At 71.6% G+C, this 5,333-nt stretch carries 4 protein-coding genes and 2 pseudogenes; 3 read left to right on the top strand and 3 right to left on the bottom strand.

Annotated features, from left to right (window positions below):
• Window positions 1–25: 25 nt before the first annotated feature.
• Both HET64_RS36190 and HET64_RS36185 read right to left on the bottom strand, forming a co-directional pair.
• Window positions 26–919: a TetR/AcrR family transcriptional regulator gene (locus HET64_RS36190; RefSeq protein ID WP_215111478.1), complete on the bottom strand. Its 894-nt coding sequence runs from the start codon at window positions 917–919 to the stop codon at window positions 26–28.
• A 162-nt stretch (window positions 920–1,081) separates the two neighbouring features.
• A complete protein-coding gene (locus HET64_RS36185) occupies window positions 1,082–1,963 on the bottom strand; it encodes an RNA polymerase sigma factor SigF (RefSeq protein ID WP_215111477.1) in 882 nt (293 codons plus the stop codon).
• Window positions 1,964–2,590: 627 nt separating this feature from the next.
• Here HET64_RS36185 and HET64_RS36180 point away from each other — a divergent pair.
• The 3 genes and pseudogenes from HET64_RS36180 to HET64_RS36170 all read left to right on the top strand — a co-directional run.
• On the top strand, window positions 2,591–3,352 hold the full coding sequence (locus HET64_RS36180; RefSeq protein WP_215111476.1) for a GNAT family N-acetyltransferase: 762 nt from the start codon (window positions 2,591–2,593) through the stop codon (window positions 3,350–3,352).
• Window positions 3,353–3,613: 261 nt separating this feature from the next.
• A complete protein-coding gene (locus HET64_RS36175) occupies window positions 3,614–4,891 on the top strand; it encodes a PP2C family protein-serine/threonine phosphatase (protein WP_215111475.1) in 1,278 nt (425 codons plus the stop codon).
• 85 nt (window positions 4,892–4,976) lie between these two features.
• Window positions 4,977–5,246 (top strand): annotated as a pseudogene (locus HET64_RS36170) (TetR family transcriptional regulator); the annotation flags it as partial.
• On the opposite strand, the pseudogene HET64_RS36165 reads toward HET64_RS36170, so the two are convergent.
• Window positions 5,207–5,333: pseudogene (locus HET64_RS36165) on the bottom strand (hypothetical protein); the annotation flags it as partial. The pseudogenes HET64_RS36170 and HET64_RS36165 sit on opposite strands and share 40 nt — an antisense overlap.

The following is a 5,333-nucleotide window of genomic DNA, read 5'->3' as shown; positions in this document are numbered from 1 at the left end:
GGGGTGTACGGGGCGGGTGCGGGCGTCAGCCGTTCACGGGCGCCGTCAGGCAGGCGTCCACGTGGGCGATGAGCGCGTCGTGCATGGTCTGTGCGCCGGCGCCCGGGAGGCCGGGCTCGGTGGCCAGGACCTGTGAGGCCAGTCCGTCGATCAGCGCGGTGAGGGCGAGGGCCGTGCCGTCCGCGTCGACCGGACGGAACACGCCTTGTTCGACGCCGCGGCGGATCACGTCGGCGACCGTTCCCCGCCACTGGCGGTAGTACTCCACGTGGAGCCGCCCGACGGTGGTGGACCGGGCGGCCTCGGCCCACAGGTCGAGCCAGACGCACCATTGCCGCCGTTGCTGTTCGGTGCGGGGCGTCTGGAGCTCGATCAGCAGGCGCAGCTCGTCCCCGGCGTGACGGGTGCCGGCCGTGGCGTCGGCACGGCGACGGGTGTCCTCGTCCATGCACCAGCGGACCGCGGCCTCGAGCAGTTCGTCACGGCCGGGGAAGTGGTAGTGGATCGCCGCCGTGCTGGTGTGGCAGGCCGCGGCGATGTCCGCGACCCGGACGGCGTGGAATCCGCGTTCGGCGATGAGCCGGACGGTCTCCCGCACGATCTGCAAGGGCCTGCCGCCCTCCGGCGAGGGCGACGGCGAGCGAGGGGGCGACGGGGCGCGCACGGCCGACGGCGTCGACGTCGCGCCGGCGGTCGCGTCGCCGCCGGCACCGGCCGTCGTACCGATCAGCCGACCGACGTCCACGCCGCCGATGTCCGCGATCCGGGCCAGTTCGGCGGCGGTGAAGCGCCGTGTGCCGTTCAGGGAACGGGACAACTTCGACGGATCGATGACGATCCGCCGTGCGAACTCGCGCGCGCTGACACCCGTCGCGTCGATCACCTGCCGGACCCGTGCGGCCACCTCGTCCTGCTGCATGGTCAGCCACCGTAGCCATGTGTTGAGAAAACCTCAACATCAGTGGATGTAACCCCTGAACAAAAGAGGCGTTGCGGTTCTGACTGATGCATCAGTCAGAACCGCAACGCCTGCTCGTCCGCTGTCCGCCCGGCCAACGCCCGACGGGGTGGCTCGCGGTGATCACTCCTGGACGAGCATCCCGCTCCGCAGCTTGCCCAGCATCCGGGTCAGCAGCCGGGACACGTGCATCTGCGATATCCCGAGCTCCGCGCCGATCTGCGCCTGGGTCATCTCCTGGCCGAAGCGCATGTCGATGATCCGTCGCTCCCGCTCGTCCAGTTCGCTCAGCAGGGGCGCGAGGGCGTGGAGATTCTCCACGGTCTCCATGGCGGGGTCCGGCTCGCCCAGTACATCGGCGAAGGTCCGCCCGGCGGCCTGGCGGGGCCCGGTCTCCGAGGTGTCGGTCGGCATGTCCAGGGAGCCCGCCGTGTAGCCGTTGGAAGCGACGATCCCCTCCGTGACCTCGGACTCCTCGATCCCCAGGTCCTTGGCCAGCTCCTGCACCGTGGGGTCCCGGTCGAGGTCGCCCGCCAGGGACTCCTTCGCCTTGGCGAGGTCGACCCGCAGCTCCTGGAGGCGCCGCGGCACGTGCACCGCCCAGCTCGTGTCACGGAAGAACCGCTTGATCTCCCCGACGATGTACGGCACCGCGAACGAGGTGAACTCGACCTCCCGCGAGAGGTCGAAGCGGTCGATCGCCTTGATCAGCCCGATGGTGCCGACCTGGACGATGTCCTCCATGTCGCCGCTGCCCCGGTTGCGGAAGCGGTTGGCGGCGAACCGGACGAGGGACAGGTTCATCTCGATCAGGGTGTTGCGCGCGTACTGGTACTCGTGTGTGCCCTCCTCCAGAACCTGGAGGCGGTCGAAGAAGAGGCGCGAGAGCCGACGCGCGTCCATCGGGGCGACCTTCCCGGCATCCTCGATCCACGGAAGTTCCTCGGTGGTGCCCGCCTGCTCCGTACCGGCCGTCTGCGCGGTCTGTGCGGTCTGCGCGCTCATGTCGGCTTCACGCTCCCTGGTTCGTAGGCCCTGAGGTCTGTTCGCCTTCCCAGGGCTACGGCTCTTATGCGTCGAAGAGGGAGTTGATCCGGCCATCAGAAGCGAGTGGGCCTGAAACAGGTGCAGTTCGGCTCTGAGGCGCGGTCACCCGAGAGGTGCGAGCCGAGGGGCACGAGTCGCGGGTCGCGGGACGCGGGTCGACATGCGTGAGCCGAAGGGCGCGCGTAGAGGGCGCACGTGAAGGGCGCGCGCAATGAATGCGCAAACAACCGCCCCACCGGTACGGGGGAGCCCGGTGGGGCGGTCGCCACCAGAGTGCCACAGCCAGGGGGTCGTTGGGACCGGACCGGCGCGTATTGGCCTACGGATGAGTCGATTTCGCCGCTCGCCGGTTCGGGCGTACGCCGGGGCATCGGGGTGTCGCAGGTGCCGTCGGTCCCGGTGGCGATGGCGGGACGCGGGGCCGGACGGCCCGCGCCCCGATGATTGCGATGCCGTGAACAGATCCGCCCCACGGAATACCTGTCGTACCCACCGGCTTTTCCTGCCTGGCGGGTACGCCGCTCCCGCCCCCGGGCACCCGCTGCCGAGAACCGCGCGATGGACGGAACGAGAACGAGGAAGACGATGACCCAGAACAGCACCCGGCCCCGGACCGATGATCCTTCCGGGCTCCACCCGCTGGACAACCCTGCCCGGTCCTCGCTCACCGGCCCGCACGCCCACTTCGCCGAGAGTCGCGGGCGGGTCCTGCGCTATCCCGCCGACGTCACTCCCTGGATCGCGCTCCCCGACGCCCCGGAAGCCCGGGACTGGGCCGATGTCGCGGCGCTCGCCGGGCCGGGCGGCTCTGTAACCCTGGCCGCTTTCCAGGAGCCGCCGCCGCAGGACTGGGAGATCGTCTTCCAGGCCGAGGGCGTCCAGCTGGTCGACGCGTCGGTGGACGCCGCGCCCGATCCGGAGGCGGTCCCGCTGGGGCCCCGGGACGTGCCGGAGATGCTGGACCTGGTGGCGCGCACCCGCCCCGGTCCCTTCCTGCCCCGCACGGTCGAGCTGGGCACCTATCTGGGCATCCGTCGGGGCGGGGCGCTGGTGGCGATGGCGGGGGAGCGGCTGCACCCGCCCGGCTTCACGGAGATCAGCGGTGTCTGCACGGACGAGTCCGTACGGGGTCAGGGGCTGGCGAGCCGACTGGTCCTGGCGGTCGCGCACGGGATCCGGGAGCGCGGCGAGACGCCGTTCCTGCATGCCTCCGCCTCCAACACCGGGGCCGTCCGGCTCTACGAGTCCCTCGGCTTCCGGCTTCGCCGGCGTACGGAATTCCTCTCCGCCCTCGTCCCCGCCACGCTCCCGTCCGCCGACGGGACCCGCAGCCCCTCACTCCGCTGACCGGTACAGGTTCCTGTACCTGTACCTGTACCTGCTACGCGGCCTATACCCGTATGGCGGGGCCGGGACCTGACGCACCCCCCGGTACGGGACCGTCGCCCCGGGCCGGAAGTCCCGGGCGGGACCTTCGGCAGCCGCTCGGGGTCCTAAGCCCTCCTGCGCGGACGCCCGCCACCCGGTCAACTGGAAGGGACCGACCGAAACGCGGGCGGCACCGAGAGATCAGCGGGAGGACAGGCCGTGCCCATGAGGTTGCTGGACATGGCACAGAAGTGGAGCGGTGTACGGCCCCGGGGTGGAGCCGTGCCGGGTGCGGACGCGGGCGCCGGTGCGGTGTCCCGGAGCCGGATCGGCAACTGGGCCCTGGTCGGCGGTCTCGCGCTGCTGACCGTACTCGTCGTGTTCCTCGACGTCAGCACAGGCAACGACCTGCGGGTCGTGCCGCTGCTCGTGGTCGTCCCCGCACTGGCCTCCGTCTACTGCAGCCTCCGCCAGACCATCTGGATCGCGGTGTGGATCACCACCGTCGTCGTCGGGTTCCGGGTCGGGGCGGACGGCACCTTCTGGGACTTCGTCTTCGGCATCGGATTCGCCGTACTGGCCTGTGCGCTCGGGGTCGCCGCCTGCGCGGCGCGCATCCGGCACGCCACCGAGATGGCGCGGCTGCGGTCCGCCGCCGTCACCCTGCAGCGCCAGATCCTGCGGCCGCTGCCGGTCGGTACCGACCACGTCATCGCGCACGGGCTCTACGAGCCGATCGAGGAGGACCGCTTCGTCGGCGGAGACATCTACGAGGTCGTCGAGTCGCCCCACGGGACCCGGGTGATCATCGGCGACGTCCAGGGCAAGGGGCTCGCGGCCATCGGCGCCGGATTCGCGGCCATCGCCGCGTTCCGTGAGGCGGCCATCCGCGAACCCACGCTCACGGGAGTGGTGGAGGCGCTGGAGGCCGCCGTCGTCCGGCACAACGTGTTCTCCGCCCAGACGGGTGAGGTCGAACGCTTCGTGACCGCGCTCGTCCTCGGGTTCGACGAGGGCGGCCGGGTGGAGGCCGTGAACTGCGGGCACCTGCCGCCGCGCCTGCTGCACGACGGCCGGTCATCGGCCGTCACGCTCCACCGGACGTACGTCCCCCTCGGCCTCGCCGGCCTCAGCCAGGAGACCCGTACGACCGAGTCCTTCGACTTCCCGCCGGGCGCGACGCTCCTCGTCGTCACCGACGGGGTGACCGAGGCCCGCGACATCGCCGGTGCCTTCTACCCGCTGGACGAGCGGATCGGGGCCTGGGCCGGGCACGGGCCGCGCGAACTGCTCGACGCGCTCCACGTCGATCTGGGGGAGTTCTCGGGAGGCGTCCGCCGCGACGACATCGCCGCGCTCGCCCTGCTGCGCACCTCTGCCGACGACGGGCGGCGGCCCGCGGTTCCGGGCGTCGCGGTCCTCGCTGGTGCCACTCCCGGCGATGCCGATTCCGGGGCCGCGGTTCTCGGCGACACCGCCGAAGCGGGCGAGGCCCGGTGGCGGACCGCCGCGGTCTGAACGCGCGGCGAGCCTCCAGCAGGCACCCTGATGTCCCCACGAGACGAATGTCGCGTGGGGACATTTTCAGGTGTACGGTGCATGTATGACTCCGGAACGGAAGATCCCGGATCGGCGCGGCCGCAAGGCGCGCCGCACCCGCGACACCCTGGCGCAGGCCGCGTTCGAGCTGGTGCTCGACCGGGGGCTGCGGAACGTGACGGTCGAGGAGATCGCGGAAGCCGCGGACGTCGATCGCCGCACGTTCAGCCGGTACTTCACGAGCAAGGAGGCCGCCGCCCTCGACTCCCTGCGGGGCGACGGCGACCGCATCAACGCGGCCCGCAGGGCGCGCAGGGCCTCCGCGTTGCCGATCAGCGAGGCCACCTCGCCACCCGCGCTCTTCCCCATCCGCCGCACCACCGGATAGGCCTCGGGATGCACGCTGGAGCCGTCGAGCGGG

Origin of the sequence: Streptomyces sp. McG3, assembly GCF_018619185.1 — a bacterium.
Taxonomy (GTDB): domain Bacteria; phylum Actinomycetota; class Actinomycetes; order Streptomycetales; family Streptomycetaceae; genus Streptomyces.
The sequence above is the reverse complement of the archived record's forward strand: the minus strand, read 5'-3'. Positions and strand labels throughout refer to the sequence as shown.